The organism is Persicitalea sp. (assembly GCF_041751555.1).
GTDB lineage: Bacteria > Bacteroidota > Bacteroidia > Cytophagales > Spirosomataceae > Persicitalea.
The window spans coordinates 1-26,609 of the sequence record NZ_JBGSXF010000649.1 but is presented as its reverse complement, the minus strand read 5'-3'; the positions used below and the strand labels follow the sequence as shown (position 1 = coordinate 26,609).

Here is a 26,609-nt window from a genome sequence, read left to right as displayed (position 1 = left end):
TAGCCAAAAAGGAGTTCTGGACCCAGAAAATAGAGAAGATAGTCCCACCCAGGCATACGACTTCTCAACATGTGAGGAGTCGGTCGGGGCCTGGGCAAAACAAAAATTGGACAAGCTTACGCCAATCAGCAAAAACGCAAGGCTAAAATTCGGCATCAGGAGTGCGTGGATTCTTAAATGGAATGGCTTTCTGAACGCCAAAGGTATCGCTAATTATTTGCCGGAAACAAAACCGGATTTTATCAGACTGATGTAAACGCCCGTACTATTGTCATAAAGTTGGCCCCAATCTGAACCGATTCGAAAACTGCCTCTAAGTCCCTTCGCAGACCCTAGTCTCAGCGGGCAAGCCAATTCCAGGAATGAGGAGAATTGATTGGTGTTTTTGGGGAAGGGCCTGGAGTACACGCCCAAATTCTCTGAATACGAAAGTTTGAGCAGATAGGTTAAAGACTTGTAGCCCCCGGCCAATCCCAAGTGCAACATTCTGACTCTAGTGTTGTTGGAGTAATTCAAGACGTTATCCGGCGATTGGAGTGCTTCCCGAGTCGAGACCGAAGGGGTGATAAAAGGCGTTCCTATGGTCCTGCCCCCGTACACCCAGCCCCAATACTGCGCATGATTGAAATAGTTGTCTTGACCGCGCGGGCCGCCATCTAGTGTAAACTCAGACCCACCCTGACTTACCGTATTGAGATATTCCAGCGTAACTCTGTTCGTGTAAAAGCCATCGTGAGCCGAGGCGTTACCCGTCCAGGAGATGCCATTGAGTCCGTCCACGATGTTGGCTAGTTGAAATAGAGACCCATCATCGTACACGTTCTGTCGGTAGAGCATAATTTTCCCGCTTCTTGTGCTGATATCAAGGCCAAGATCCAGCGAACCCAAATGATTTCCGATCCGGTTTCCCCGATCGATGGCGTCATATTTGTCGGGGTCGACAAAGCCGAATGTAGGAATCCGCTTGCCACTGATGACATACCAGTAATCGATCCAGTCACTGGGCAGGTGATCCCTGACTGTATACTTATTAGGGGTGACTATCTTACCGCCCCATTGGACATTGTGGTTAAAACCGCCATACAACCTGATTGGCCAGGTAGATTTTCCCAAGCGGGCGTAGAACGTTTTTTGATGCAGAAAGTGATTCTTCACAACTGGATTGTCATCGAACCAACCATGGGCAAAAAAACCCTTGAATGAAAACAACCCGTTGAATACAGAAACATAGTCCGAGAATCCGATTTGTACTCTGGGGATCGGCAGAGCATTTCCCGATTCCACGTAAGAACCACTAGTCAATGTCGAATCGCCGACCAGGCCGACAATCTGCCTTCTTCTTCCTCCCCAAAGCTCGATCTTCCAAAACTTAGCCTTGACAAACGCTTCGGGCAGAATCACCCGGCTTTGTTCAGCAATCTGAACAATAGGGGCAACGCCAAAACCCCAGTCCCATTTCTTCCCGATAAAGTCTCTGGATAGTTTTCCCCCGACGATCAAAGCAGGCGATTCTGACGGAACTCTACCAAATTGGTTCGTCCGCAGCCAGAAAGGGGTGTTTCGGGCGGTTGAGGCCAGTAAAGAGGTACTTATCTGGTAATTAAGGCCAATCTTTTGATCCGTGGTGTCTGCCTCGCTTGTGCCCCGCTGAATTGTGCCCCCCCAAGCGGGCAGACGAGCGGCGAATAGTGCGAGAAGAAGAAGCCAGCAATATTTCATTCGATTTCTTTAATTACTTTCCCTTGCCCTGAATCATGACAAAAAAGGTTCTGACAATGAGCCATATATCCACCTGGAGACTGGGGTTCTCCAGATAAGCCAAATCATACTTGAGTCGCTTGACCGATGAAGCAGTATTATCGGAGTACCCCACTTTTATTTGGCCAATCGAGGTTATTCCCGGACGCACGGTAAGTATCTTGCGGAAAGACTCGGGCGCAGCGGCCATTAGCATATCCACATCGTAGCGGGCCAAGGGACGGGGACCCACTATGGACATATCACCTTTAATGACGTTGAAAAACTGGGGGATTTCGTCCAGACGGGTCTTGCGGAGGTGTCGGCCTATCGCGGTGATGCGGGGATCGTTGTCACCTTGAGAGTGCAGTTGGCTCACTTCGTCCGCGTTAGTGTACATGCTCCTGAACTTGTATATGCGGAAGGGGTGCCCCCATCGGCCAGAACGCTCCTGTCGGTAGAAGATCGGCCCTTTCGAACTGCACTTGACTAGGATGGCAATTAGAAGAAAAATCGGAGAGCCAACGGTCACCGCAAACAGGGAAAAAGCCAAATCGAAAGTCCTTTTGGCAAGTTCTTGCCGGACATTGGAATACGGTTTGGTAGAAAGCTGAATGACTGGCATATAGTCATGGTATTCCAGGGTGGCCTTATTGGTGAGGAAGCCCCGAAAATCAATCACCAGTTTAACATTTGTTTGATGCAGCTCAGACAATTTTATTATTTCCTGTAGAGGCTGATTTTCAACGTAGGGCATACAGCAATAGATGAAATCTATTTTTTGAGCCTGAACAAATTCTTCAATTTGATCGTACCCTCCACGCACTTTGACAGATTTGTTCTCCCCAAAGTAACCATGAAAAGTATAGCCCATTTCGGGGTGAGTATCGTAAAATCCCGTAATGGATTCAGACAATTCGCCGTAACCCACCACGATGTAGCGACGGGTATTGTGCCCGCTTGCCCTATAAAGTTTAATAAATAGCAGGGCCCCAAATCGCCAAACTACCCCGGCTGCAAAGAAGAAAGCGTAGGTCAGAGCGAGCTGCCCCCGTGAATAGATATAGCCCTTTGCAAACACCCACAGCAGAGCTATAACGCTCGCGTGCAAGAAAGTGATTTCGACTAATTTGGTGAGAAGTTTGTCAGCATTGAAAGAAATGCGTGAAAAGCGGTAGGGTTTAGTAATAACCAGCAGAAAAAACCACACCAGATTAAAAATGAGGATCAGGGTGACGTACACCCGGATGGCAAAAAGATCGTAGAAGCGGAAACGTACGACAAACGCCGCGTAAAACGACAAATTCAGCAGCAATGTGTCAGCGACAATCTGGAAGGGCAGAAGCAGATCAGAGTACCGATGTCTCATTGTGAAAATATATGAAAATATTGGTATTTAAAACGGTTTGTCGATTTTGGGAAGAGGGAGTTTATTACCCCAAAAGTACAACTCTTATCAGGAAGTACCCCGAAAATAGGCCGTAAATTTACTGACCGGAAGGCGAGAGAGTAAAATTTAAAAGAAAACAGGGCGTATGAAAGCAGTAGATCAGAATCGACCGGACTCGGTACCTGACACGTTTTCTACAAATTTTTTCAATACATTATCTATGTTTAGGTACTTCCGGGCATACTGCCGGGTTCTTACCTTCAGCGCGTCATTATTTTGGGATAAGCCGAGTTCGATGGCATTCACAAGTTGCTGAACGTTTTCGGGTTCGATCAAGATGCCCAAATCATGCGAGTCGATCAGGTCAAACAGACTAGTACCCTTATCTGCTGCAACGATAGCCAACCCGCCCGCCGCCAGAATGCCACCCATTTTAGAAGGCAGCACCAGGTCGGCGGCCGCCCGCTTTTGCGGAACCAAGTGCACTTCGGCCAAAGAAAGCAGTTCCGGCAAACGCTCGTAGGCAATCAGGTTAGTAAAGACGACATTGGAAAGCCCCTTTGCGAGGGCTACGATATGATCTTTCCTGGCCCCATCTCCGCAGAGTACAAATTTCCAATCGGAGTGATTAGTTAATTTCTCTGCGGCTTCGACTATTATTTCCAACCCCTGTTTTTCACCCATATTGCCTGAATATAGGATTACACGATCCGTGGGAGATAAACCGAGTTCCTTTCTCAATTCAACGGTTTCTGCTTGCGACAGAGGCTTGATAAAATCCGTATCCACCCAGTTTTCCAACATTAGGTATTTTTCCTGACTCAACCCCTTACCGAGTATATTCGCCTTCATGCCCGAGCTGATGCTGGAAACAAAGGTGGCCTGGCGGAAAAACTGGCCTTCAGCCCATCTTAACAAGCGAATCAGAAGGTTGTTCTTTATCAAGCCAAGTTGTATGGCGGCGTCCAATTGCATATCCTGAATATGGTAGACAAAGATGCCTCCTCTGATGGCCTTGTAGAGAGCCGGATAGAAACCTACAAAAAGTGAAGGACATACCCCGATCACAACATCGTATCGTCGCTTAAAGAACACCCTCAACCACAAAAATGCGGAGAAGAGGAGAAAAGAAAGGTCGCTCAACAAACGCTTTTTGCCAGACATCTCGGACGGAATATACATGGGGCAGCGGTAAACCGTCAGATTGCCATGACGCTCGGTGCGCCACTGACGGCTGCGGTAGTCGCCATGAACCCGCCACTCGGGATAGTAGGGATTGGTGGTGATAACGTCCACGCTATGTCCCTGCTTGGCCAACCAGTCGGCGAGTTCGCCGTTGTATTTGCCGATACCCGTCTTTTCGGGAGAGAAATTATAGCTGTAAAGGAGAAATCTCACAGGTTCCTGCAGGCTCAGATACTTTTGGTTTGCTTCATGTGGGCAACAGTCTCCACCACGCCCTCTTCCATCGAATAGGGCAGCGGCCCGCAGATGGAGGCCAGCTCGGATGTGTCGTACACCATTTCTGTGATCAAGTTATTCAATCTGAAAGAAGTAATGGGAAAGCCATCCACTCCAACTCCCTTGATGAAGTCGCCCGCCTTTGCCGCCGCTTTTAGCAGCGGGAAGGGGATGGTTCTGATCGGTGGCTTCCCCATCTCCGCATTGATGCGGTTCGCCCAGTTTTTGACATTGATGGCTGGATAATCGCACAAATAAATCGTTTTTCCGTCGATGCTGTCCTCGGGAGCATTCACAATTTGATCTAATTCGAAAACGGTATTACCCACGTAACCAAAGGACTTATCGGGATCGAAGGCACCGGGATGAAAGTAGCTGCCCTTCGCTATCGTATTGAAAAACAATTTGTAGGGAATATCGAACCAGGGCCCCCAGATGGAGGTAGGGCGAACGATGATCCAGGGGCGTTCGATAGCAGATCGCCTGACGAGTTTTTCACCCGCCACTTTGCTCACTCCGTAGGCGTTGGGCGGACAATAGTCGAATTCGTCGCTGGGAATATGGTCGATCCGGCACACCATCCTGCTGGAAGCAAATACTACCCGCTTGATCGAATCGGTACTTTTTATCACGTCGATGGTGTTCTGAACGCCTTCCGTATTGGCCCGATAGTCCTCAATCGTATTACCATCCAGGTCGGTTCTTGCTGCCAGATGAAACAGAACATCGGGTGAAAAATTCAACAGCGTCTCTTGGTACTTCGGCCGATCTAAAATATCACACCTGCACCAGAGTTTTTGATGTCGTTCATCCCTGGGCGGGTCAGTATCGACGTTGAGAACGTCAAAACCCCGGCCCGAATAAAAATCGACCAGATTTGTGCCAATGAATCCCGAACCGCCGGTAATCAGTATTTTTTTCATGGTGTACTATTGGCGTGTTGTCCCAACAGACGAAGCTTTACTGGCCGGGAGTGCGCTGGTAAAGGGCATCCATTTCTATAATCTGATTTCCCTTCCCCAAATTGAAATCCATCGGTTGGCGCAAAGTGAATCCTATTGAATTCAGATAATCGTTAATCTCGGTGAAGGATAGCTGATTTTCGTAAAGCTGGACAAAAGGCATCTCTATCAGGATGAAATCGACCTGTTTTACAAATTCCGGTCCTCCTTCGAGAACGCTTTTTTCGTATCCCTGTACGTCTAGTTTCAACAGTACGGGCCCCTGCGATTTCTGGTGATTGAACTGTCGGTCGAGGGTACTTATGGGTACTTCGATGACCTTTTCCACGCCGATGTTGTACTTCGATTGGTCGTTTTCGGAACTGACTTTCAGAATCGAACTGACGTGCGAATATTTGTTTTGGTGAAAGGGGATAACTCCTTCTTCGTGCCCCAGGGCCAATTGGTTCAGTTGTATATTCCCGGCTTTCCCTACGTTTGAAGAAAGTACTTTGAAAGTATCGGGTACTGGTTCGTAAGAGTGGATCGCAGCCTGGGGGAATCGGTGGCGGGCGGCAATGCAAAACTGCCCCTGGTTGGCTCCCACATCCACTATCGTTTTCAACTCAGGCACCAGGGCATGAAGTTTTCTCAGGATCAGGAACGACGATACCGAAATGTGTTTGTAGCGGAGTAGCTGTGAATAGGAAGATTTGTCTGAAAACAGTGAAAGTAACCTGTATAAAGTCCAATTTAGATTCATAATATTGTTTTGCCAGCGAACGATTTAGAATTTCTACTTCTTGCCCAAACTAGACCTCACTCCTAAGTACCCGCCCAGCGACTCGGGATATAGTCCCCCTTTATCGTAGGCAATCTGTGCCTTTATCCGCGTATTGCCCCAGCGCAGCAGCGGCGCGTCGAAGGCAAGCATAGATGAGAATTGCCGAACTGGCGGATCATATTCCCTGTCGCCCGGTCGAAAGTAGCGTCCTTGCGATACTTTGGCCATTACCTTTACTTTCTGGGCGATCAAACCCTCCAAACCAACATAATAACTGACCGTACGGTTGGTAGGAAAAAAGCCATCCCCATCTGGAAATCCATTTTTTGCTTCACGGACGGTCGGTAGGAGTGGGTTGCCTAACGCGCGTTCCATGTACGACCAGCCCTCTCGATACTGGGCGTGGTTGAAGTAGCTATCATCGGAGCTAAATCGGCTGCCCGGCACATAGCGCGTTTGGTCACGCGTGTAAAAATATTCCAGCACCAAACCCTTTAAGGCAAAAGCAGACGTTGCCTCTGTGTTCGGCCGCAAGCTAAGACCATATAGACCATCCGGCAAGTTTTGGAATTGCAGGCTTGAGGCGTCATCGAACGGATGCTGCCGATAAACCAGAAATTTTGTGTTCTTGATTCGCCAATCCACCGCCATATCTATATGCCCCAAGTGGTTGCCAACGCGATTAAAACCATCAAAATAATTGATAAGGTCGTTTTTCAGACCCCTGGAGATTTGGGCTAACACGACGCCCCGCAGGTAATTACTAAAATCGGTGGGCAACTTTCCGTTTATCGATAGGTCGCCTATCTTCAGGTACTCTGCCTCCCCTCCCCACTGCACCTGGTGTACGAGGCCGAGATGAACGTGAACGTTACCTTCCGGCTTTCCGAATCGGGTGTGAAATGTCTTTTGATGCAAATACGCTCTTTCGATGTAAGGCACATTGAACCAGCCGTGCGCGTAAGTACCCTTTATGGAAATCAACCGTCCCAGAAAGCCTAATGGTACGTAGTCAGGTAGCCCGAACCGTACCATAGGAATCGGCAGAGCATTGCCCGACCAGGAGTAAGAACCTGACGACAGCGTACTATCCACAATTCCGATTATCTGCCGCTCGCGCCCAGCCATTAATTCCAGCCACCGCCAGCGTATTTTGGCGTAAGCTTCGGGCAGTAAAACTCGTGACTTGGCTCCGGTATTTGCCAAGTCTTCCGTCCACCGCCATTGCATTTTGCCATAGCTTTCTGCCAATAAAACCTGTGGCCTCGCTCCGGCATTCGCCACCCCTTCCACCCCGACTGACCAGTTGAACCGGGCCTTGCGGTGAGCGCTATCTGCATAAGTGACAGGCGATTGGTAGTGTAAGCCCAGCCGCGCCGTGCCAATTGAAGCTTCTACCGGCACTCGCCCCCATTCGTTGGCACGTAGCCAAAACGGAATTCGGTCGCTACTCGAAACATAGACGCCCGCTTCGGCGTAGGTACTCAGCCCGGCCTTTTGTGCCACCGCCAGTTGCGTAAGCAGCAATATAAGAACAAGTAGTTGTAAAGAATTTTTCATTGTTGATTAGGCCAGTCTTCGTAAGATGTACAGGCGGGCTATTGGTAGGTATGAAAAAAAGCATCTACGCTCTCGATCCTTCCTGGGGTCAGTTAACTCTGAAAAATATTCTGCTCTTTCTGCGATGTACTACCTGCAAAGGTAGCACATCGCCCGGGATGTTGAACTTCCCTGCGGTTTATACTACTGCGATGCCGAATTCAGTAAAAAGTCATAAAAATCGCCGTAAATGCTTTTCAGACGATCCAGATCGCTGAAATATAGGCCGGCTTTCCGGGCGTTCCTCAGCTTCAACTGATACCCCCCCTTATCTGCCATTATTTTCTTCATGGCCTCCTTTATACTCTCGACTTCGCTCTGACAAACCCATCCTCCCTTCATGCGCACAACATCTTCATAGATGTACACATTGTCGGAAATAAGGACCGGAAGTCCCGATTGTAGTGCCTCGACCAGCGCAATGCCAAAACTGTCGTTTAGTGAGGTGAGCACAAAGCAGTCTGCTCCGGCAAAAGCATCACTTTTGTCTTGTCCGGCGACGGTACCAATCAACTTTACCCGATCTTCCATATTCAGGGTACGAATCAGGCGGATGATTTTCTGGGAGTACCCCTTCGTGTCGGGGCCAGCCACGATCAGTCGTGCCTGGGGGAACTCTTCGGCGATAGTGGCGAATGCTTCTATCGCCAGGTCCAGTCCTTTCTTGTAATCTACCCTGGATAGAAAAAGGAAAGTGAATTGCCCATCGGATAGCCCGTACCTTTTCCTGAACGACATCCGGTCGCCCTTTTCGCCATCGAATCTCACTGGGTAGGGGAGGACGTACTTCGGTAGTTCAGCCCCAAAAAGCTGCAGCCGTTCCGATTCAAGTTTGGAGGAACTACAGATGGCGGCTGCATTGGAAACGAACTGGCGAATTACCAAAGGCCCGAGCAGTAATTTCAGAAGCTTTTTTTTCTCAAGGTCAAAAGGATCCAATGAGTTGTGCGGCCAGAAAGCATACGGAATCCCTTTTTTGTTGGCTACGGCACCCGCCCTTTGGCTGAGCAAATTCCAAGTGCTATTAATCACCACCGCATCGTACTCATGGATATGGGTGCTCAACCATTCGATAGCCTGATCTGAGTTGCTCAATCGGGCGGGAAACGAAGCCGGAAACAGACGCAGAGGACATTCTATTGTCTGATTGATGTATTCTTCGGGGCATTCCAGAGAAAGTACTTCGTTGTCGATCCCGATAATTCTTTCCATCGAGGTGATCGAAGCCAGTAGCGTAGAAAGCCCTCCCAATCTGACATCCACTCCCTCAATCACATGTAAAATACGCATATTGAGAATCTATATTTTGACCCGCTTCCCATTCAGGCTGAAAAGGTCTATTGTGATATAATAGAGCGCCACGGACAAGACAATGAATAGAATATATTTAACCGAAAAAAGAAGATGAAGATCGCCCATCTCGAACGCAAGGTTGGTCGCGAAGAACAACTTAAGAGCAAGCAGGGCAAAAAGAATCTTTTTCCTGATCATGACAATCGAAAACAAATACAGTACCAACCCTATCAGGCAGCCGCAGATGATCACCGCAAATACTCCATACAGATAGCCAGTTCCCAAAAGCAAAATAGCTGGGAAACCAGCCGTGAATCCGCTGCCCGAATTGAAGTACGAAAAGGAAACCTCAGGTGGTGCAAGGAAAAACATAAGGTAGTTAAGTCCCCGAGTGGTTTCCTCGGCCCCGAATCCCATGACATGATGGATGAAGTATTCGCTATTGAGGGTTGAGTTAGTAATCAACCGGTCGGCAGCCCACCATACCTGCCCCTGAAGACCAATGCGATTGGCAATCATAATGAGTCCTGACAGGGGACTGCCATATTGCAGGGTGTAGTTCACGAAGATACTTATAAGGGCAGCGAGGCCTGCCCCAAGTACTTTCAGGACCAGGAAAAATGTGATCCTGATGTTTTTATAACGAAATTCAAGAAACTTGGTAGGAAGGTAGAAAAAAAAGATAGTCAATAATAGGCCGGAGAATTTTTCCCCCTGCAAAAGCTGAACAGTAATGCACAGGACAAAAAAACCAACAACAGTGCGGCGTAATTTCTTTTCGGTCAACTGGGTATAGAAAATACCACTAATAAAATTTAACTGGGGAAGCAGAGAGTTAAAATAACGAGTTCCCGGAGGGGCGATCTGTCCCCAATATCTGGTACGATCAACTCCGTTGAGGAGGGGGGAGCCATATACCACTAATCCACCAAACAAGAAAAGAAGAATTACGCCAAATACCCCATAAAACAACAGCATAATACCTTTGCTGTTAGAAAATTCCGCATCGAAGTTAAATTGCAATCTGCTTCCCCTCAGTGAATTATAAATTAAATAGGCCGACAGTAAAAACAATAAGGAGAAAAACGCGTAACGGGTGGTAGCACCCGTCAAATAGCCACTTTCAAATAACTCAATCATGTAGGCACCGCCTTCGATAACCACACAGGATATCGTCACCATGAAAATCGAATTAATGATCAAAAAAAAGAGCAGAAAAAAACTGGTATCCCGGCTCAGCACAGCCCACATGGCCCACAGAATGCATATCAATGAAAATACTGAATCATAGAGAGTACTGCCATTGTAAGCCACGACTACCACATGAATAGAAGTGATGATAGTCAACAACAGCAAATGCCCTAACAGGCCTACTTCGTCCGTAGTACTTCGATGATTCAGAACCCCTTTTTTCACGATTGCACCAGTTTATGCGCTTCCCCGACTTCGATCGCTTCCAGCGCCAAACTGGCCATCAATTCAGCCGTATTCTCGCCGCCGATCAACAAGCGGCCGGGTCGGGTGGCCTCGTAATAGGCCACGATCAGATTCATTCTTTCACTTAACGGACTTTCGGACGAGTCGTTTACCGCCTCGGAAAGCAAATCGAATAGCTCATCCCAGTGCGTCATTTTGCGGCATCGGGGATGAAAGTCATAGAATATACTTCCCAACACGATCACGCGCTTTCCAAGTACCAGGGACTCGAACCCAACGGTTCCCGTAATGGTGATGACTGCTCTCGATTTCTCGATTAGCAATTTCGTGGGTGTATCGGGACGGAGCAGTACGACGTTCGGAAGGGCAGAAATAGAGCGATAAAAATCCAGGCTAGGGTACCCAAAAGCACTTTTGTGATCCTTAAGGTACAAAAGGTGGCCAGCGGGCATATTAAAGGCGATATTTTTGATAACGGTGTACTCGTCCACATAGTTTTTTGCCCAAACTGATGTAGAACTTTCAGGATGAAAATGCAGCGGATACAATATGTAGGGTACCGAAAAGTCAGGCTTTTTGAAGTGCTTGCCAATCAATTTGGTCTTAAAAAAACGAGTCAAACTTCTGGTGAACTGCTTGTAGGAGAAAACAAGCGGATTACCAAGGTGATACGGATAGGTATCTGATGGTTCAGAAAGGACATAACGGAATCGACGATAAACGGTTCTCAGCTTCGTCGACTTCAGGTACATGGTAAAGGGGTTCTGAAGGTTGAGCGGGTTATTGACCATATAATCCGGCGGAACCTCCATGAAATTCTCGTAGTATCGGGTCACCCATTCCATAGTTTCCCGGCTGGGAACAAACCGCCCGTCAACAAGCTTATCATAAATCGCAGAAACGACCTCACTGAGACTGCGAACCGTCATATTGCTCTCGTATCGGCCGGGAAAACGGCTCGATGCCCATCCCAGGTAGGGTACACCGTGCGCCTTGAATACCTCAAAGGCCACGTGGGAGAAACTATTCGAGACGTTTTCATAAATCACCAGATCGATCCCATTCTCCACCTGTATTTTCTCGAAAAAACAGAACAGGCTGTTGGTGATCCTGGTGTACCATTCCGCAGTCCGGGAGCGGTTGACGTCGAAATTCTCGTTCCGGTCAAAATCTGAGAACATGGTTTCCCAGACGTTCAGTTCTCGGTAGGCTTTGGGTAGTTCAGGCGTTCCGGGGTTTTTCAGGAGGTACTCCGAGAACACGTAAGGAGTACTCACCTTATGTTCCAGGTATTCAAAATCTCCCAACTTACTCTCTATAGCATAAACTACTTCGTGCCCCTCGGCTAGTAATCGATTCCCTATATCACAAAAGAACGGCTGATAGTCGGGCGCACTATTTATTAGTATCAGAAATTTCATTTTTGACGTCATGCTTACATGGGGTGGCTGCGAATCGATAGTGCACTGCCACGCAGTCTGTTGACACTCCTGTTTAATTTTGGTCGATCGTTATGTTGGTCGAACCATTCCGAAATGTCAGACCCGGTTTAACTCTATTGCCGAACATTTTGTACACCAGCCCCGTATCCGACGGATTACCTAAACTGTACCCGATGCCACCCGTTCGCAGATTCCGCACGTAGTTGTCGCTCAGGCTGGCCGCTACGGGATTGTTTTGAGAGTTGATTAATACGCCATAGCGCATATCTTCGGTGCCAATATTGCCGAAAAGGCAGTTTTGAATGTAGGGCCGGCGGGCATTGGCGACAAAAATGCCCGCCCCGCCAGCCGTGCCCGTGCCGCAGTTCTCAAAATAACACTCGGTGTACCTGATGTCCTCAGGCGGTGTGCCCCCCTCAAGGTAGGCACCGTGCCAAATCGAGTTGCGGTGCGTTACGTTCCGGAAATTTATGTTGTATGCCCCATCCTGACAATAACTATTTATGTAAAAGCCCGTAATGATGCTGTTTTCGATCCGGCAATCTCTAACATTATCGAAAGAAATACCTGCTACAGTACCACCGCCTATGTTGCTGAACAAACTATTTGTGCATAGCAGAGGAATTGAATAACGGGGAGACCCCGGTGCCAGCGGAGCAACACCCGTAATGCTGAGGGCGTGCCTTTTACAGTTATAGCTAGAAATATTATCGAGCACTATCCCTGTGTTGGCCTTGAGTTTTTCTTCGGGCGAAGAGTAGTACGAGCCATAGTCACCAGGGAAAATACGAATCGCAGCGAACGCTGTACTGTCAGTATAAATATTGGAGAGCCTGACATCATGTACCCCGGAAAGAAAAAAGCCAGCATTGCCGGGATCGGTAGTGGAGCCCGCCAAACCAGATATGATTACATTCGTGATATCTATGTTATTGGGTTGTACAATTCCCTCTTGCGGCGTGTCATCGATCATTCCCCACTCAATGCAGATTCCGGTGCCTGTTCCCCCTTTGCCCAGAATGCGAACCCGATCCATCACGATGTGATTGCTGCCGCCGTTGACCGACACGCGGCAACCTGCTGGTTTGTTACTGGAAAGCGTAACATTCTTGACCGATACGTTGCTAACAAACTCGCTCCTTATTTTTTTACCCAGTTGGATGCAGGTGTTGTTCTGATCGGCACCTCCTGAAACAGTACTAAGCATATTTATCGTCAGGCCGTCCAGCTTGGAATCATCCGCCATGACCAGCCCGTTTTTGAGCGATGTAAAGTCAAAGTTCAGAGTACCCTGTCCAGTCAATGCGCCTCCTTTGGGCAGCACAAGGTCGTCGGTCAACCGATAGATGCCATCAGCCTGCACGTGCAGGTGTCTCAATGCTTTCCTGAACGCATTCGTATCGTCACTGCTATTATTTCCTGCCGCTCCAAACCACTCTGGTTGAACGCCCCCTTCGTAGAGACGCAGGAACCTCCGTCCCTGGTCAATCAGTACTAGTGCCGAATCATCGGGCATCGACGAGGTACTCGAGAAAACAAAAAGCCCCGCCCTATCTGAATCAGTAAGCACGAAAGCATTGATACTCTTGGCGGCCCCGCTGCGGAACTGAGCAAGGGAAATTGCAGCAGCTCCGGGACTATCGCTTAGCCGCTTCCAACCTCCAGCCTCCCAGTAATAATAGCCCGGCGTCACTTGGTTGGGAGAACTACCCGAAGTGGCGGTGTTGTACACCAGAAGGGAAGGCGCAGGGCTGGTGACGGGAACGCTAGAGTTTAGCGAAACTAAAGCCACTCTTGGAATCAACAGCCCCTTCGTAGTAGAGACAATGTCGAAAGCCGCAGAGGGGTGGGGCGCAGCTCCTGAGCTATTGATTCCTACGTTCTGAGCATTTCCGGGAAGTACGAACAAAAGCAGCGTGGCCAAGTGGACTGGCCATAAAACAGTTCTATCTTGGGTAGCTCTACTAAGCAATTTTTTAAAATTGAAGTACATAACAACATACATTTGGTTAGGTATCGATGTGCCTCAAATAGGCGTATTTCATCACGAATAGCAAACCCATCGCAAAAGTAAGGGAAGCGGCAAGTCCGGCCATACCCCAAATCGGTGTGAAAAGGAAAGCGGCTAGTACAAAGATAACCGTACTGGCTACGGATATTCTGACGAGTCCCCGATCCTTGCGTCGGGCGTAAAGACTGTAATGAGGAAGATTGCTGAGGGCCATCAGACAGGTAGCCGCCACCAGCCAGTAAAAACTGTTCAGATTGAGGAGGAACTCCTCTTTCCCGATGTACCTGAGTAATGGACTGATGATTACTATCACGCCCAAGGATAAGATGAGAAGCCACATCAAAACAGAATTTCTCATTTTCTTCTTCTGTTTTCTGTATTCTACCATGTCGCCGGATTGATAAGACTTAATTACACCAGGCGCACTAAAGATCATTACTCCGGCGTCCAAAAATGATTGGATGCTCATCGATATACTCATAAAGAAGGAGTACACGCCTACTTCGGCAACGGAAGTAAAGGCTTTAAGAATGTAGCGATCGGCGGTGTAAATAGCCTGTAACGAAATGGTAGCCACTAAATATTGGGTTGCGGTGCGATAACCTTTCCACATGGCCAACCAATTGATGGGCTTACTACGAATGGCTGTCCAATCGACGGCTCTTTTAAGAGCAATGCCTCCAATGAGGATACACGTTCCACCACCTAACAACCAACCCGCCCAGATAACTTCCAGGCTTTTGGGAAATGAGGTAAACAAATATACCGCCATCACCGCGTAAACCCAAGCTCCCAGTCGAAAGAAAGAAAGCAGATTAGCTAACACCGGACGATGTAAGGCAATTAGGATGCGGTATATTTCCTGAGAGAGATGTTCAAAGACCAGTATAGCGAAAAACCAGCCGATCAAATTCCAGGGGAGAAGGTCACCCCAGAAGATTAGCAAGAGTAACGGAAAAATAATCGAGTAGGTGATGAGGTAAAAGACGAACTGATCCCGGATAAGCCAGGCCCATTCGCTTTCGGGAAGCATGAGAAGTTCTCTGACAACGTAGTTGTAGTAGTCCATGCCCACTAAATAGAGGGAATAGGTTACCGTAGAGACGAACAGGCCGTAAATCCCTAAATCTTTCGTGGGTAACACCCGAGCCATGTACATAATCAGGATGAACTTACTGACTATCGTTAAGCCACGAACAGCGATGTTGAATAAAGACGCTCCTCCCGAAGTACTAAATTTCATGAATGTATTTCCAAAATCACGAATCCGGACAATAGCTTTTCTTTAGCCGAATGATTCTGCCCATTTATTGGAATTTGCAAACTTTTGATCCTGCGGAATTTGTGAGAAGAACTATTGTAACAAAATTGACCTGTAAATATCGTAACGCTGAACTTTAAGCCCTCGGATAGGCGACTTATTGTATTTGATGTTCAACTGTACCGTTGACTACTTGCATCGGGACAAATTCTTTACCTCATATAGCCAACGGTGTCCCTTTTTGATAGGGCTGTTTCGATGGCTTCCCCAATAAACCCTCGTAATGCTTAGGATGCATACCATCCCCTGGCCTAATAACCCGGATATTCTTCTCAGTGAAGACTTCCCCCTCCTCAATATCTTCCACTACATAAATGGAGCGTTTGAAGAGCAGGCTTTTCTGTTCAGCCTCCTGCACATTCAGTTGCACTCCTCCCATCGCCAGAAACGCCCGTTCCGTCTCGTTTACCAGGCTCTTCAACTCGGAGGGTTCGAGTGAGAAGGCGCTGTCCACGCCGCCCTCGGCGCGGCTGAGCGTGAAATGCTTCTCAACTACCCGCGCCCCCAGAGCCACGGCAGCCACGGCTACTCCCACGCCCATAGAATGGTCGGACAGGCCGATGATACAGTCAGGAAATATTTCCTGCAAGACCTTGATAGTATTGAGGTTGGTGTTTTCTGGGGTAGCCGGGTAAGTACTGGTGCATTTCAAGAGTACCAATTCTGTGCAACCATTGTCGCGAAGTACCTGCACCGACTCGACAATGTCCGCGATCGACGATACGCCCGTGGACATGATAACGGGTTTTCCTGTGCGGGCCACTTTTTTCAGTAATGGATGGTGGGTATTCTCGAAAGAGGCAATTTTGTACAATGGTGCACCTAATTCTTCCAGTAGATCGACTGCCGATTCGTCGAAGGGACTGGAAAAACACACTATTCCCAGTTGCTCGGCTAACTCAAAAATCGGTTGGTGCCACTCCCAGGGCGTATAAGCCTCTTTGTACAAGTCATAAAGCTCACGACCATACCAGAGCGAGTTAGGATCGGTGATGGTGAGTGCACCCCGCACAGTCATCGTATCGGCGGTGTATGTTTGTAGCTTGATGGCGTGGGCACCGCTGTCGGCGGCAGCCTTGACAATGGCCAAGGCACGGTCGAGTGACTGATTATGGTTGCCAGACATCTCAGCGATTACGAAGGGCTTTTCCGCCGCGCCGATGACTGTATTTTTGATTTGTATGGAATTGTCTTTCATATATTTCAAAGCGTCAATTCAAATTCGGTGATGCCATTCGCCGAATGCACAGGCCGGAACCCGATCTTTTCAAAGGTTGCCAAAGAAGCTGGGTTATCGTCCTTCACGACTCCCTTTACATTAACAGCGTCAGTTTCTTCGACCAATCGCGCAACGGCTTGCGAGAGCATTTCCCGTCCCAAGCCCAGTCCCCGGTACCGCGCATCGACCGAGTAGCTAACCGTGGCCTCGCCGCCAACCAAACCGAAGCGTACCTGCCCCACCGAGATATCGTTCAGGCAGAACAGGTAAAAGGCGAATCCCGGATCAGCGATCCGATCCGTGAACCACGCCCGGTGCCGAGACCAAGAGATGGGCGATTGGTTGAGGGAGTTTTTTCTCGTCTCCAACTCGTTGGCCCAATCGAAGTAGGTTCGCATATCTCCAATCGTGGCCCGCCTGACCTGTAGCGCAAGTCGGATAAAAACGCCTCGCAAATGTCGGAAAGAATTTCCGGCAAACCATTTTTCCTGCTTCTCAAAAATTCCGGGTTCAGACCAACGATCCTCTGACAACAATTCAATCAACTTTTCTTCCTGAAATACGTCTGCTCCCAAAGCGAGATTATTCTCTACTAAAAAACGGTAGAGGTACTTTTGGTTATCGACGTAGTGTCCGGTAATGAAATACATTCCCACGGAGGAAATCTCATAAGAGATTCCGCTGGCCGGGGCAACGGCAACGACACACTGCTGCATGAGCGACACCATCTTCGCAGCGTCCACACTGCTATGTACTTCCAGCGCAGGTACGGTCTGCCGCAGGGAAGCTAGTTCTTTGCCCCGCGCGGAGGCGCTTCCCGTGACGGCAATTATTTTACCCGTCCAGTTTGCTTTTACCGCCGCTTTGACCACACGACTGGTCAAGTTCTCAGGATCGGCCCCGCCAAAGCACACAAAAAGGCCGTCGCGGTCGGTCAGGGGCAGCCGTCGTCGCGCCGCCGCCAGAAAGGGTTGACGCAGTAGGGCGTAAGCAGGCCCCAAATAGAGTTTAGTGTAGGACTCGCGGCTGTATTCCGTTGCCTCAATCCCGCCTGCCTGGTTAATGACCGCGTCAGCCACAAAGTGCCAGGCGTACAGATCGTCGATGCATACCAGTTTGGTGCCCGAGGATTGAATAATGCGTTGGTACTCGGTGCGAAATTCGTAGCCATCCAGCACCACTGTGTTATCCGCTGAAAGATACTTTTGGGAAACTTCTCTCGCTTCCGCTAAATAATCGCTGGTTTCTGGCAGAGAAATTAACGTATGGTGTTCACGAATCTGTGCCGCCAGTTCATCCGTCGGGTTCTGCACCAGAAAAGCACCTTGAAAGTACCCCGTCAGCATATCTGCCAAGGCCAGGCAACGGGTGACATGACCCAGCCCGATTTTGGAATTGCCGTCGGCGCGAAAATAAACGGTTTTCAATGGTTGCTACTCGTTTCAGTTCAGCCGCTTGAAGCCCGCATGGCAGACGGGGCCTTCCAGCAGGTCGGCGATGTTAGTTTTGCCTCTCTCACAGTCGGCTACGACTCCAAATACAGTTTCCAGTTCCTCAAAGTACCTGTCCAGCACTGGCCCTGTATGCGCCGTGCTCACATAAACGCTGTTACTGGCCAGAAAGCCGCGCTTAAGCATCTCCTGGGTGATCAGGGTTTTGTACTTTAAATGATCATCGGATGTAAAGCTGAAAGAGATGAGGGCAGGCAGTCCGGCCGTACTTATTTTCAGACCGTGGTGTGCGGCCATTTCCTGCCAGCGGGCGGCGATACGGCGGCCCGTTTCGGTAATGTACTCCCAGGATTTCTCCCGCTCCATCACTTCCAAAGTTTTCAATGCGGCCGTCGGGCCAATACGCTCGGTCCAGAAGGTACTGCTGATGAATGTCTTCTGGGCCGCTTCCATAACGGCCCGTTTGCCGACTACCGCCGTGATGGCGTAGCCGTTGCCGAGCGTTTTGCCGTACATGGCCATATCCGGCTCTACCCCGTAAAGCTGGTGCAACCCCCCGAAGGTTTGCCGGAAGCCGGAGGTACACTCATCGAAGACCAGTACGATGTTCTTGCGGGTAGCCAGATCGCGTACTTTTTGCAGAAAGTTATTTTCTGGCCCTTTATTGCGGGAAACTTCCATCTTGATGACACCGATTCCCTGATCATTCACCAACTTCTCCAATTCCTCAAAATCGTTGTAGTTGAAAGGAAACACCGTCCCCGCCAAATCCTGCGGGACGCCGACGGGATCGAGACCCGGCAGCAGGTGGCCCGAAAGGCTCTCGTTGGTGCTGAGATTAGCCGACAAGTACCAGTCGTGCCAGCCGTGGTAGCCGCAGATGGCGACTTTGTCTTTACCAGCGGCAGCGCGGGCAATGCGGATGGCGATGGCGTTGGCCTCGCCGCCGCTGCGGGCGAAGCGCACCATGTCGGCCCAGGGGTTGATCTGCACCAGCCGCTCGGCCAGTTCCACTTCCTCGGGGCAGTTGAACGTGGTCATATTACCCTTGCGGATAGTATCCATCACGGCGGCGTCCACCTCGTCGTGGGCATAGCCCAGCACATTGGTGCCAATGCCCATAATCGACAGGTCGAGGTACTCGTTGCCGTCCAGATCCCAGACCGTGCAGCCCTTTGATTTAGAATAATAGGAAGGCCAGTTGTCGGGCAGGAACATTTCGGGCCGCTTGGAAAGCAGCATCGTGCCGCCGGGAATGAGCGTCTTAGCTTTTTTATATAAATCTTGTCCCGTTCTCATAGTCAGTCTGCTTGCAGGGATTTGGTGAAGCCTTCGTTGCGGGCTATGTCGTGGTTGATGCCTTTGATCTCGATGTGTTGTTCCATACAGTCGGCGTATTCCTGCCAACTACGGTCGGTTCCGAGTTTACTTATTAAAGCTGAAATGAGTTCGTAGTCAGCTCGCTCGTCCACGGTCATACGGAGGTGGCCGTAGTTCTTTCCGCTTTCGGCGTAGTTATCTGATTTAAACAAAGTACCTCCTTTAAACGTGGAATTGCTCCAGATATAAGGCGTGACGTGTTCACGCTCCGAAGGTAGTTTGGCCTCCTGCCAGGCTTGCTGCAAAGCAGAAAATTTGAAGACCTCGGCGTCCTGCCCGTCGGGGTAGTGCGGGTCGAGGGTGTTGGAGCAGTAGTCCAGTTCATGATCGAGAGTGTGCCGTATTATTTTATCGATCAATTCGGCGTCGATCAAAGGACAATCTGCGGTAAGTCGGACGATGTATTTTGGCTGCTCTGACTGCTGCTCTGACTGCTGCGATGCGGCTTGATAGAAGCGGTCGAGAACGTCGTTCTCATCACCACGAAAGACTGCAAAGCCCAGCGATTCCACCAGTTCGGCGGTTTTGTCATCCGAAGGCAGATTGGTCGTAGCCACTACGATTTTATCAATGTTATCAGCTTTGGCAATCCGGCGCAGGTTGATTTCCAGCAGGGATTGTCCGCCGATTTTCATCAGGATTTTTCCCGGCAGTCGGGTGGATGTCATCCGGGCCTGGATGATAGCGAGTGTTTTCATTTCCAATTCGTAGGGTTGAGCAAAGCTACGTCTTTCACTTTGATACGGTCAAGAGTCTCGATCAACTCTGGCGGCAAAGTCTGGGCAAGACTGCTGAGATTGGCTTGCAATTGCTCCGGAGTATCGACGCCAATCAACACGTGGTCGATGTGGGGGTTGATTACGGCGTAGTTGAGAGCCATGCTTTCCAACGGAACACCGAACCGGGAAGCAAGCTGGCCCAGTGCTTCAAGTTCAGGTTTCAGGGGGACTAATTTTTCAGGAATATCTTCTGTAGCCACAAAGAAAAGTCCTTGCAAAAAAACCGAACGCACGTGAACCTCCTTGCCCGCAGCTTTGGCTTTCGCCAGTAGTTCGCCCCGCTGAGAATGGTTGTCGAGCAGATTGTAGGGCAGTTGAATTAGGGAAATGCTGGGGTCTGCGATGGCTTCCGCCAATTGATGATTGGTGTAAATGGATACTCCGATCTTGCCAATCGACCCATCTTGCACAAGTTTTTCAAAGTCAGAAATAACCGATCGGTTAGCCTGATAATCCTGAAAATCATGAAACATGGCGGCGTATAACCGCTGAACCCCGAATTTACCCAGTTGCTGACTCAGCCATTCTTCCGCCTCAAAATGAGGGCCGGACTTAAACTTGGTAATAATATCGAATTTCTCCGCTTGAGATTGGTGGTAGCGGCCAATGATTTCGGGGGCGTTGCCGTAAGCATCCGCCGAATCCAGGATACGAACGCCTTGGGCAAAAGCAAGATCCAGAATATCGAAAACGCGCTGCGGATCGGGTCGCCCTTGCGAGTTGTTGATGCCGTAATCCAGCCCAAACTGAACCGTACCCAGAATGATTTTACTGCGCGTTGAATTCATCCCTTAGTATCCCAAATTGATAAGCGTCCTGGTAGGCCCCGTTGCTGAAAAACTGCTGCCGCAAAGTACCCTCGACGATGAATCCTGCTTTCAAAAAAGCTTTCTTGGAGCCAACATTATCAGCGTAACAGCCCGCTTTTAGTTTGTGTAGATTGAGCGTGCTGAAACCAAACTTTGTGGCGAGCCGAATGGCTTCGGTAGCCAGCCCTTTGCCCCAATAGTCCTTGTCGCCGATCAATAAACCGATGTCGGCGTACTGATGAATCCAGTTGATGGGGCCAAGCTTAATGTTGCCGATATGCTTGTCGTCCGCTTTCGTGCAAATGGCAAAAAATATTTCATTGCTGTTACCATCCATGCTTTTGACGTACTGCTCGGTATTCTCCAGGGAGCGCGGGAAGAACCTGGTTTCCAGGTACTGGTTGACGCTAGAGTCGTTCAGCCAGGCGTAATAATTTTCATTGACGTCGCTCAGCCGGACTTCCCGCAGATAGATGATATCGCCTTCCAGAAAATAAGTGTTTTTCATTTCGGCTAAGTTCTGATTCGCACATTGACGCCCGCGTTGTGTACGTGCGAGCGGGTTTGCATAATGTTCTGATCCTGAAAGCAAAAGAAGGTTCCGGCGCTGACCGCGTCGGCGTTTCCTTCGGTGAAACCCTCAGAGAAATGGCGGGCCAAGCCGCAACCGCCCGCCGCGATGACGGGAATGTTGACCGCGTCGGAAACTTCCCTGATCGTCGGAATGTCCAGCCCTTCCCGCAGTCCGTCATTATTGATGCAGGTTAGCAGGATTTCACCCGCCCCCAGTTTCTCACATTCCTGCGCCCATTCCAGCGGCGAGAAGGACTGCTTGGCTTGTCCGGCCTGGGAATAAACGTATCGGTTCCCATCTAGCTCCACCCGGTAGTCGATGCTGGCGACGACCGTAGAAGCACCGAATTTGAGCGAAGCTTTGCGCAGCAGGTCGGGGTTCTCGATGATTTTGGTGTTGATGGCCACTTTATCCGCGCCGTGATTCAGGAAGGTACGAATGTCCTCAACCGAGCCCACGCCGCCGCCAATCGTTAGCGGCAAGAAGATATTACGGGCGGCTTTGTCCAGAATTTCAAGTGAGGCCGCGCGCTGGTATTCGCCTTTATAAACCGACAGGTCGATAAAAATCAGTTCGTCGGCCATTTGGGCCTGAAAAATCTTAGCCTGAGAAATGGGATTGCCCATCTCGACAATTTTCTCAAAATTGACCGTCGTGACCAGCACGAAATCGTCGGGATCGTTTCGTGACCCGAGGAACTGCAACTTTGGGATGATCCTTCTTTTTGCCACTCAGATTGCGGGTTGCCAGTCGATGAAATTTTCCATGATCGTCATGCCCAGGTCGGAGCTTTTCTCGGGATGAAACTGCGTGGCGAAGATATTGCCCTTGCGGACAGCCGCCGTGATCTTCACGCCCTCCACTTCGTAGCTGGCGTCGATTTCCGGGGCGTTGTCGTCATCGAATTTCATAAAAAAAGAATGGACCAGGTAAAAGTCGGACTTCGCTGGTAGCCGCTTGAAAAGCGGACTGTTCTTATTCAGTTGAATCTCCTCCCAGCCCACGTTGGGTATCTTGATGCGGTCGTTCACCGTGTTGATGTTGACCACCTCAGCGTCGAACCAGCCCAGCCCCGCCACTTTTTCAAACTCATGGCCGCAACGGGCCATCACCTGCATACCCAGGCAAATGCCCATGATCGGTTTTTTTTGAGTCAGCACCGCCTCATTGAGGGCGGCTACGAATCCATTCTCGTGCAAGGCCCGGACGCAGTCGGGAAAGCCGCCGATGCCGGGCAAGATAATGCGGTCGGCTCTGGCCAAATCGCCAGGATCGTGGCAGACGAAATTGTCCTCGCCCAGATAGTCGAGGATGTTTTTCACCGAAAGCAGGTTGCCCATGCCGTAATCGACAATTCCGATCATACGGTCATTTTCCGCTTGTGCCAGTTTTCTAACTGCTTCAAGGTATCGGCCCGATCCATCGCGCCGTCCCTCGACCACTCGTCGAAGTCATGGAGTTTTTTGCCATCTTGAATCGCATCCTGGTCGTGGACGTGCGGCGAAACCATGTGCGATTTGGCGATTTGCAAAAATTCTTCCTCGCTCAAACCAACAAAATCCAGGAACAAATCCAGGCTTGGTGGACGCTTGCCTTCGTACTCCTCGACGAGGTCCATGCCCTCGTCGCGGCTCAGGCGGCTGTTGCGGATGTCGATGGAAGCCAGGTGCGAAGGCCGGGTGTAGCCGCGCTTGATGTACTTGATGTAGTCGCGGACACCCTGCATGTAACACTCGATTTTCTCGTAATCGTATTGCTCGGGGACATTTTCGACGGTATCGCCCTGCCAGCCCAATTCATCTTTGATGATTTCGACCTGCTTTTTCACGTCCCAGGGAATGTAGGAACCCAGACAAATCGAGCGGTACTTGATGCGCCGCAGCTCGGACAGCGGCGGGTAGGAGTAGGGAAGCAGATCGCGCTTGTCCACCAGGCCGTTGAGGCGGTAGTACATGTCCTCGGCGTTGATGCCCAGGTTGACGTAGCGGTTGAAGCGCTTCTCGTCCACTTCTTCCTCTTGCTCGTAGTCGTAGTAGGCCGTGTATTCCGAAGAAGGCTCACCCCAGACAATCAGCGGAATGTTGTAACGGATAGCCACCCACATCGGATAGCTGAAAATGCCTGTGTGGCAGTGCCAACAGAAATCGCCCTTCTCCAGGAAGCTTTGCAGCATCAGTTTCTGCGCCACCTTCCAGTTCGGAGTGAAGTGGTGGAAGTCCACGCCTAGTTCGCGCTGGATTCGCTTGGTGTTTTCATCCAGATTTGGCCGCAGAAAGCCGTGATCGAAGCGGACCACCAGGGGTTTTAACTTACAAACCTTCACCAGATAGTACAACGTCCAGACGGAGTCCTTGCCGCCGCTGAACGGGACGAGGCAGTCATAGTCGCCCTTGCCCCGGTAATCTTCGATCAACTCGTCAAATTCCAGCTTTTTTTCGTCCCAGTTGATCTGGGTTTGCTTGTATTCGACGTTTCGGCAAATGTTGCAGGCCCCCGCGTCGTCGAACATGATCGTTTCGTGGGTTTCGGGTAGGACGCACTTAGTGCATCTAATCAGGTTTTCCATGCTATTTTTTATAAAATTCTAAAACTTTTTGAATCACGTACGCCTGCTCCTCGTCGGAGAGCGTGGGGTACATGGGCAAACTCAGGCACTGCCTGTAATATTGCTCCGCTCGGGGCATATCGCCCTCCCGCCAGCCCAACTGACGGTAGTAGGGCATCAGGTGGCAGGGGATGTAATGGATTTGGGCGAAAACATTGTTTTCTTTTAAAAAATTGTAAAGACCAAGTCTGTTTTCCACCTCGACTACGTACAAATGGTAAGCGTGGCCTTCTACTACCCCCGATTGTCCTTTGATAAACGCCTGTCCGGTAAAGGCTTCCGCGTATTTTTGGGCAATATCGCGTCGCGTCGCCAAACCTTCTTCGGCCCGCGTCAACTGAGAAATGCCCAGCGCGGCCTGAAAATCGGTCAGGCGGTAGTTGAAGCCCAGGATTTGCATCTCCATGTACCAACCGGGGTAGGCATCAGCGGTCGCGTCCCCCGCTGCAAACTCGAGGGAGTTTTCGTAGATGTCGGTGTTGCGGGTGATGCCGTGGGTACGCAGGGTAAGTAATTTTTGGTAGAGAGTCTCGCTGTTGGTGGTAATCATGCCGCCTTCGCCACAGGCGATGTGCTTAACGGGATGGAAAGAAAAAATGGCCAAATCGGCAAATCGTCCATTGCCGCAGGATTGCTTTTGCCCCAGGCTATCCACAAAATAGCCACCGGGCGCGTGGCAGGAATCCTCGATCAGCCAAAGGCTGTACTCATCGGCCAATTGCCGGAAGGCTTCCAGATCGACCGCCCGGCCCGCAAAGTCAACGGGAACGATGCCTTGGTAAGTTCCCCTCGGAGATACTTCCAGCAAACGCCGTACGGATTCCAGATCGAGAAGAAAGGTGTCGGGGTCAATATCGGCAAAAACGACCTCGCCGCCGCAGTACCGGACACAGTTAGCGCTCGCGGCAAATGTGATGGGGGTAGTGATGACCTTGTCTCCCGGTGCGACGTCGAGGGCCAGGGCGCATAGATGCAGGGCCGCTGTGCCATTAGAAACCGCAACGGCGTAGGCCGCTCCCACATAAGCTGCAAAATTTCGCTCGAATTCGGCGATCCTCGGGCCTTGCGTCAGGTAGTCGGCGTGAAGTGCCTCGACTACCGCCGCTACATCGGTTTCGGTGATATTTTGGCGTCCGTAGGGAATGGGGTTCATGCCTCGAAATCTGAATCGACGTGTTCTTTTATCATCTCGCGCAAGCTTTCCACCGTCTCCCATTCCGTGTTGTTACCCGAATTGTAGGAAAAGCCCTCCTCGACAGGAACTGCGCCGTTTTCTTCTACAAAAGCTTCGGTTTTCCACACTGGTGACTGCGGAATAATGGCGTAGTACTTGCCCAGGTCGTAAGTGAAAAAGGAGTCGGAAGAGGTAATCATTTCCTCGTGAATCTTCTCGCCGGGACGGATGCCAATCACGCGGTGCTCACAGTCGGGACCGATGGCCTCGGCCACGTCCAAAATGCGGTAGGAGGGGATTTTAGGAACAAAAATCTCGCCGCCCCAGGCGTTGGCCAGAGCGTAGAGTACCATATCGACCCCCGCTTGCAAAGAGATATTGAAGCGGGTCATGCTTTCGACCGTAATCGGCAGCACGCCTTCTTTTTTCTTTTTCATGAAAAAAGGAATGACCGAGCCGTTGGAACCCATCACGTTACCGTATCGTACCACCGAAAAGCGGATTTGCCGTTTGCCCCGGATATTATTGGCCGCCACGAACAGTTTGTCGGAAGTGAGCTTGGTGGCCCCGTAAAGGTTGATCGGGGCGCAGGCTTTGTCGGTGGAAAGCGCCACCACGCTACTGACACCCATTTCGAGGGCGGCCTTGATAACGTTCTCGGCCCCGCCCACGTTGGTCTTTACGCACTCATCGGGATTGTACTCCGCAATGTGCACGTGCTTCATGGCGGCGGTGTGGATCACGTAGTCGATGTCCTGGAAGGCGCGTTTGAGGCGGTCGTAATCCCGAACGTCGCCGATGAAGAACCGGATGGCCCCATATTGTTCCTCTGGATACTCCTGCGCCATCTGAAACTGCTTCTGCTCGTCGCGAGAATAAACGACCAATCGCTTGACGCCAGGCCATCGCTGGAATATGTTCTGGGTAAGTGCTTTACCGAGTGAGCCCGTCCCTCCTGTAATCAATATGCTTTTCCCGGTTTAGTCTAAGTTATTCATGTAAAGAGTAGTGTGATAAACGCTACATCACGCGTTTCGGGGGGCAAATATCGGGCTATTTTCTTACTATTCACATATCGCCGGGTAGATAATCAACAACGCATAAGGGGCAATTCCCGTTTGGAAACTGCCCCTTATGCGTTATCGGTATATTCGGATTACCTACTTCTCAGTAAGCTTTTGTTCAATCCCTTCCATTTTGCT

The 26,609-nt window shown here is 50.1% G+C and carries 23 protein-coding genes; 1 reads left to right on the top strand and 22 read right to left on the bottom strand.

The features are described from left to right. A partial coding sequence (locus ACEW8P_RS22980; protein WP_373515409.1) for a hypothetical protein occupies nucleotides 1-256 on the top strand: 256 nt, incomplete at its 5' end. Here the strand turns inward: ACEW8P_RS22980 and ACEW8P_RS22975 are convergent. The 22 genes from ACEW8P_RS22975 to pseB all read right to left on the bottom strand — a co-directional run bounded on the left by ACEW8P_RS22975 (nucleotide 214) and on the right by pseB (nucleotide 26,372). Beyond that, complete coding sequence (locus ACEW8P_RS22975; protein ID WP_373515408.1) at nucleotides 214-1,719, bottom strand: capsule assembly Wzi family protein; 1,506 nt, start codon at nucleotides 1,717-1,719, stop codon at nucleotides 214-216. The two genes, ACEW8P_RS22980 and ACEW8P_RS22975, sit on opposite strands and share 43 nt — an antisense overlap. A 13-nt stretch (nucleotides 1,720-1,732) precedes the next feature. After that, nucleotides 1,733-3,106, bottom strand: a complete 1,374-nt coding sequence (locus ACEW8P_RS22970) for a sugar transferase (protein ID WP_373515407.1) — start codon at nucleotides 3,104-3,106, stop codon at nucleotides 1,733-1,735. A 180-nt stretch (nucleotides 3,107-3,286) separates the two neighbouring features. Beyond that, a complete protein-coding gene (locus ACEW8P_RS22965) occupies nucleotides 3,287-4,525 on the bottom strand; it encodes a WcaI family glycosyltransferase (protein WP_373515406.1) in 1,239 nt (412 codons plus the stop codon). A 14-nt stretch (nucleotides 4,526-4,539) separates the two neighbouring features. Then, a complete protein-coding gene (locus ACEW8P_RS22960) occupies nucleotides 4,540-5,511 on the bottom strand; it encodes an NAD-dependent epimerase/dehydratase family protein (RefSeq protein WP_373515405.1) in 972 nt (323 codons plus the stop codon). A 37-nt stretch (nucleotides 5,512-5,548) separates the two neighbouring features. Beyond that, on the bottom strand, nucleotides 5,549-6,292 hold the full coding sequence (locus tag ACEW8P_RS22955; RefSeq protein ID WP_373515404.1) for an FkbM family methyltransferase: 744 nt from the start codon (nucleotides 6,290-6,292) through the stop codon (nucleotides 5,549-5,551). Nucleotides 6,293-6,325: 33 nt separating this feature from the next. Then, a complete protein-coding gene (locus ACEW8P_RS22950; RefSeq protein WP_373515403.1) occupies nucleotides 6,326-7,873 on the bottom strand; it encodes a capsule assembly Wzi family protein in 1,548 nt (515 codons plus the stop codon). Nucleotides 7,874-8,056: 183 nt separating this feature from the next. Continuing rightward, nucleotides 8,057-9,202, bottom strand: a complete 1,146-nt coding sequence (locus tag ACEW8P_RS22945; protein WP_373515402.1) for a glycosyltransferase — start codon at nucleotides 9,200-9,202, stop codon at nucleotides 8,057-8,059. A 9-nt stretch (nucleotides 9,203-9,211) separates the two neighbouring features. Further along, nucleotides 9,212-10,621 carry a DUF6418 domain-containing protein gene (locus tag ACEW8P_RS22940; protein WP_373515401.1) on the bottom strand — a complete coding sequence of 470 codons (1,410 nt, stop codon included), beginning with the start codon at nucleotides 10,619-10,621 and terminating at the stop codon, nucleotides 9,212-9,214. Next, the gene (locus ACEW8P_RS22935) at nucleotides 10,618-12,063 is read right to left on the bottom strand and encodes a hypothetical protein (protein WP_373515400.1); all 1,446 of its coding nucleotides are present in this window, start codon (nucleotides 12,061-12,063) and stop codon (nucleotides 10,618-10,620) included. Before ACEW8P_RS22935 ends, ACEW8P_RS22940 begins: the two co-directional genes overlap by 4 nt. A 73-nt stretch (nucleotides 12,064-12,136) precedes the next feature. After that, the gene (locus ACEW8P_RS22930; RefSeq protein WP_373515399.1) at nucleotides 12,137-13,993 is read right to left on the bottom strand and encodes a right-handed parallel beta-helix repeat-containing protein; all 1,857 of its coding nucleotides are present in this window, start codon (nucleotides 13,991-13,993) and stop codon (nucleotides 12,137-12,139) included. A gap of 100 nt (nucleotides 13,994-14,093) precedes the next feature. Next, nucleotides 14,094-15,338 carry a lipopolysaccharide biosynthesis protein gene (locus tag ACEW8P_RS22925; RefSeq protein ID WP_373515398.1) on the bottom strand — a complete coding sequence of 415 codons (1,245 nt, stop codon included), beginning with the start codon at nucleotides 15,336-15,338 and terminating at the stop codon, nucleotides 14,094-14,096. Between the two features lie 235 nt (nucleotides 15,339-15,573). Further along, entirely contained in the window at nucleotides 15,574-16,614 is a 1,041-nt protein-coding gene (gene pseI / locus ACEW8P_RS22920) for a pseudaminic acid synthase (RefSeq protein ID WP_373515397.1), read from the bottom strand. A 5-nt stretch (nucleotides 16,615-16,619) separates the two neighbouring features. Beyond that, the gene (gene pseG, locus ACEW8P_RS22915) at nucleotides 16,620-18,062 is read right to left on the bottom strand and encodes a UDP-2,4-diacetamido-2,4,6-trideoxy-beta-L-altropyranose hydrolase (RefSeq protein ID WP_373515396.1); all 1,443 of its coding nucleotides are present in this window, start codon (nucleotides 18,060-18,062) and stop codon (nucleotides 16,620-16,622) included. A 15-nt stretch (nucleotides 18,063-18,077) separates the two neighbouring features. Continuing rightward, nucleotides 18,078-19,385: an aminotransferase class III-fold pyridoxal phosphate-dependent enzyme gene (locus tag ACEW8P_RS22910; RefSeq protein ID WP_373515395.1), complete on the bottom strand. Its 1,308-nt coding sequence runs from the start codon at nucleotides 19,383-19,385 to the stop codon at nucleotides 18,078-18,080. Nucleotides 19,386-19,387: 2 nt separating this feature from the next. Next, nucleotides 19,388-20,164, bottom strand: coding sequence for a cytidylyltransferase domain-containing protein (locus tag ACEW8P_RS22905; RefSeq protein WP_373515394.1), 777 nt, complete (start codon nucleotides 20,162-20,164; stop codon nucleotides 19,388-19,390). Then, complete coding sequence (locus tag ACEW8P_RS22900; protein WP_373515393.1) at nucleotides 20,161-21,033, bottom strand: aldo/keto reductase; 873 nt, start codon at nucleotides 21,031-21,033, stop codon at nucleotides 20,161-20,163. The genes ACEW8P_RS22905 and ACEW8P_RS22900 overlap by 4 nt, the downstream gene beginning before the upstream one ends. Next, entirely contained in the window at nucleotides 21,014-21,562 is a 549-nt protein-coding gene (locus tag ACEW8P_RS22895; protein ID WP_373515392.1) for a GNAT family N-acetyltransferase, read from the bottom strand. Before ACEW8P_RS22895 ends, ACEW8P_RS22900 begins: the two co-directional genes overlap by 20 nt. Before the next feature lie 5 nt (nucleotides 21,563-21,567). Then, nucleotides 21,568-22,359: an imidazole glycerol phosphate synthase subunit HisF gene (hisF, locus tag ACEW8P_RS22890; protein WP_373515391.1), complete on the bottom strand. Its 792-nt coding sequence runs from the start codon at nucleotides 22,357-22,359 to the stop codon at nucleotides 21,568-21,570. Then, the gene (hisH, locus tag ACEW8P_RS22885; protein ID WP_373515390.1) at nucleotides 22,360-22,992 is read right to left on the bottom strand and encodes an imidazole glycerol phosphate synthase subunit HisH; all 633 of its coding nucleotides are present in this window, start codon (nucleotides 22,990-22,992) and stop codon (nucleotides 22,360-22,362) included. It lies immediately after the preceding gene. Next, nucleotides 22,989-24,194 (bottom strand): N-acetyl sugar amidotransferase, encoded by a 1,206-nt coding sequence (locus tag ACEW8P_RS22880; RefSeq protein WP_373515389.1) that lies wholly within the window; start codon nucleotides 24,192-24,194, stop codon nucleotides 22,989-22,991. The genes hisH and ACEW8P_RS22880 overlap by 4 nt, the downstream gene beginning before the upstream one ends. 1 nt (nucleotide 24,195) lies before the next feature. After that, nucleotides 24,196-25,386 carry a UDP-4-amino-4,6-dideoxy-N-acetyl-beta-L-altrosamine transaminase gene (pseC, locus tag ACEW8P_RS22875; RefSeq protein ID WP_373515388.1) on the bottom strand — a complete coding sequence of 397 codons (1,191 nt, stop codon included), beginning with the start codon at nucleotides 25,384-25,386 and terminating at the stop codon, nucleotides 24,196-24,198. Then, on the bottom strand, nucleotides 25,383-26,372 hold the full coding sequence (gene pseB, locus ACEW8P_RS22870) for a UDP-N-acetylglucosamine 4,6-dehydratase (inverting) (RefSeq protein WP_373515387.1): 990 nt from the start codon (nucleotides 26,370-26,372) through the stop codon (nucleotides 25,383-25,385). The genes pseC and pseB overlap by 4 nt, the downstream gene beginning before the upstream one ends. Nucleotides 26,373-26,609: the final 237 nt, after the last annotated feature.